We start from the raw sequence: 3,039 nt of genomic DNA, 5'->3' as shown, positions 1-3,039 counted from the left end.
CTCATAAGGAGTATCTTTCATATATTCGTTTTCTTTTTTAAGTTTTTTATTTTCATTATGTAAATCCTTCACCGCAAAATAAATTAGGTTATTATCTAGCCACTACTTTAAGCGTCATCGGGATTTGTTTGGGAATTGGGAAAGTAGGTAATTGGTTAAAAAGCGGGAAGAAAAAGACTATCAAAAAAGGAACTAAAGCCATCATTCAAAAAAAAGCTACTTCCAAAATAGCGAATGTCGGCGGTAAAATCCTTAAAATTGGTAGTAAAGCTTTATTTTGGGTTTCTTTAGCTTCAACTGCTTATGAACTTTACCAATTTTATCACGAAGAAACTAAAATCCCTAATCCACCAAAACAATTAACCCATAAAATGGAAAATCCCCCAACACCCATCTTCCAAGCACCATCTATTAAACAATCATTCAATCCAACTATTATTGAAAATGAAGAATCAACTTTAACTAATAATAATGAAGTCAAAGAAGAAACAAATCAAGAAGAAACAAATCAAGAAGAAAAAGAAACTGGTAACCTTAACAATCCCTGATAAAGGTTCAGTTGAATCAACAACTGAACCTATCTTATTGCAACAAGAACAACTCCAACAAACACCACTACTTGGTGAGGAATTAAAAGAAACTACCAAAAACACTGAAACGCAACAACTAACTCCTGAAGAAATCATCAAAGCAAAAAACTTATTAGAAATCCAACTCCAACAAGAAAAAATTAATAGTTTAACCTTAGAAACCCAAAAAGCTAATTTAGAACATGATTTAACTCAAAAACAAGAAGAATTAGAAAATAATCAAAAACTATCCGAACAAGAAAAACAAGAACTTCAAAAGGAAATCAATCAACAAACTGACAAAATACGTTCTAAAGAAAACGAAATCTTTACCCAAGATCAAAAGATTAATCAACTAGAAACTGATCTGCACCAAGAAAAAACCATCAACACCGAAAAAGAAAAACAAATTAATGAATTAATCCAACAAATTAACGAACAAAACCAAATGACCGAACAACTCCAAAACCAACTCCAAGAACAAAAAGCCTTAATCGAAACGAAAAACCAAGAATTAATCACCAATCAAGCTTTATCCGAACAAGAAAAACAAGCACTCCAAAATGAAATCAATCAATTAACTACTAATTTTCAACAAAAAGAAAAAGAATATCAAGCAACTATTTACCAAAAAGACCAAGAAATCACACACTTAAACCAAATCATCAACGAACAAGCAAATGAAATTAACCGTTTAAGCGAGGAATTAGAACAACAAATCGACAAATGGGTAAAACAAGGCCTTCACATTGAAGCACTCGAAGGAACCATTAAGGCTTTAGAAAACACTTCAGGTAAATACATCGAAGAAAACGCCGAACTCCGTCATGAAATCAACAAACTTAAAGAACAAAAAGACGAACAAAAAGCCCATGAAACAACTAAATCAACATTAAAAACCAAAAGCGAGAAATTAACACAAAAAACAGAAAAATTAAAAAAAATCGATTTAATTATCCAAGATCAAAAGCTCAGCTATAGTGCCGCAATTCAACCTTTAAAATATCGTATTAAAGAAGATGTAAGACAAAGAGTTAAAAGCGCAAAGGAAAATGTTAATAAAGTAACTTCTTGGTTCAAAAAATGGTTTTAATTAAAATTCAAAAGTCAAATGTGTTAAAATATTGGTATGTTATAAATTACCCGAAAGGAACTAATCATGTTTAATATTATTAAAAAAATCATTAAATGGTTTTTTATCATATTAGGGGTACTTCTTTTTTTATTGATTGGTTTTTTCGTTTTAACCGAAATGAACATCATTAAATTGCCAGAATTACCAAAAAAAGAAATTTCCAGCATAAAAGAAACTAATTTTGAAAACATCGAAGAATGGCATGATAATAATAACAAATGTACCATGATTAAAGCCAAATACACCTTTGATGGCCTTAATGGAATTGGTTATTATGAAAAACAACTTCAAGAAAAAAAAAGGTAGTCATAACGATATTTCAATCGCTCAAAAACGCCTCGAAAAACAAAAAGAACCTTCAAACCTCGCCAATTACATCAAAGACCGTTATCCTTTCGACCGTTGGAATAACAAAGGGCTAACTTATGAGGAAACATCCGTGAATGGATTCGAACATGCTCAATTTGATACTAAACATGACAGCTATTTACATTATTATATCAATTTCGAAAAACAATTCAAAGAAAACTCAAGTGGTAACTGTTTAATCCTTAAATACAAAGGTCCTAAACAATTCTTAGACAAAGACAAAGACTATTACCTTGGTCGCGCACGTGTTTCCAATTCTAATTTCAAATTAACTGATTTTCACCTTCACTTCAACCCAGTCCGTAAAACCTTGTCGATTTACCAAGATAAACACAATAATGATAAAGTTCAAGAAGCTGAAAATAATAAAAGAACCATCCCTGACTGGTAATAAAATTTAACAACTTTCAAATATGTTAAATTTAAAGAAATAAAAAGGAGATTTTTTTAATGTTTAAATTACAAAATCAATTTAAAATAATAAATATTTGTTTATTAGTTTTTTTAGGGTTGTTATTTATTAATAATAATTATCAAGTGATGGCAATGGGTAATAAAAATAGTAGTAATAATAGTGAAATTTCTAATGATAAAGAATATGCCTTATATGTAAAAGCAGAATTAGCAATACAAAGCGAATTAACAATTTTAAAACTTAATAACGAAAAAAAATCAGAACTTTCACATAAACAAAAATGTATTACAACAGAAATCAACAAATATAATAAAAGAAAAAACAATAATAGATTATCTGAACAACCAGAAAGTTCTATACAAAATATCAGTTCTGCAATAAATGATGATGAAAACGAATTATCAGATGATGAACTTCAACCTATGAATTTAATGAAAAGAAATTATAAATGTCCAATTGATAAATCAGAAAGTTCCAAAAAGAATGATTATAAAAAATAAAAAAGGAGATTTAATTTATGTTTAAATTACAAAATCAATTTAAAATAATAA

The 3,039-nt window shown here is 28.7% G+C and carries 2 protein-coding genes and 2 pseudogenes; all 4 read left to right on the top strand.

All coding sequences use genetic code 11. The annotated features are described in order from the left end of the window. Positions 1–65: 65 nt before the first annotated feature. A pseudogene (locus OL66_RS02565) lies at positions 66–548 on the top strand (hypothetical protein); the annotation flags it as partial. After that, the gene (locus OL66_RS04355; protein ID WP_238568805.1) at positions 472–1,662 is read left to right on the top strand and encodes a hypothetical protein; all 1,191 of its coding nucleotides are present in this window, start codon (positions 472–474) and stop codon (positions 1,660–1,662) included. The pseudogene OL66_RS02565 and the gene OL66_RS04355, both read left to right, overlap by 77 nt. A gap of 66 nt (positions 1,663–1,728) precedes the next feature. After that, positions 1,729–2,464 (top strand): annotated as a pseudogene (locus OL66_RS02550) (effector). Positions 2,465–2,523: 59 nt separating this feature from the next. Next, positions 2,524–2,988 (top strand): SVM family protein, encoded by a 465-nt coding sequence (locus tag OL66_RS02545; RefSeq protein WP_034172332.1) that lies wholly within the window; start codon positions 2,524–2,526, stop codon positions 2,986–2,988. Positions 2,989–3,039: the final 51 nt, after the last annotated feature.

The sequence above is a fragment of the Chrysanthemum yellows phytoplasma genome, assembly GCF_000803325.1.
Lineage (GTDB): Bacteria > Bacillota_I > Bacilli_A > Acholeplasmatales > Acholeplasmataceae > Phytoplasma > Phytoplasma asteris.
The sequence above is the reverse complement of the archived record's forward strand: the minus strand, read 5'-3'. Positions and strand labels throughout refer to the sequence as shown.

Excerpts from the sequence above, each read along its gene's own strand:
- OL66_RS04355 (WP_238568805.1), top strand. The coding sequence starts at position 472 with ATGAAGTCAAAGAAGAAACAAATCAAGAAGAAACAAATCAAGAAGAAA.
- OL66_RS02545 (WP_034172332.1), top strand. The coding sequence starts at position 2,524 with ATGTTTAAATTACAAAATCAATTTAAAATAATAAATATTTGTTTATTA.